A 295-nucleotide genomic window follows, 5' to 3' on the forward strand; every position below is an offset into this window, starting at 1 on the left:
CACTGGATATGCTGCTTACTGCCATTTCACTGGCGGTTGCCGCAATTCCGGAAGGGCTGCCAGCAATTGTTACGATTACGCTGGCCTTAGGAACCCAAGCCATGGCTAAACGGCACGCGCTGATTCGTAAGCTGCAGGCTGTTGAAACGCTGGGAGCCACCGAAATCATTGCGTCTGATATAACGGGAACGCTAACTAAAAATCAGATGACGATCGAACAGCTGATGCTGAATGGTCAAGTTACAGCTGCACCTGATTTTAAGATTGATGCCGACTCACCATTGACCAAGGCAAT

The 295-nt window shown here is 49.8% G+C and carries 1 protein-coding gene; it reads left to right on the forward strand.

The window, feature by feature from the left end:
• The coding region (locus LI126_RS14660) for an HAD-IC family P-type ATPase (protein WP_227165666.1) at positions 1-295 on the forward strand (295 nt) is incomplete at both ends.

It is taken from the genome of Mediterraneibacter sp. 210702-DFI.5.30, assembly GCF_020560115.1.
GTDB lineage: Bacteria > Bacillota > Clostridia > Lachnospirales > Lachnospiraceae > Mediterraneibacter > Mediterraneibacter faecis.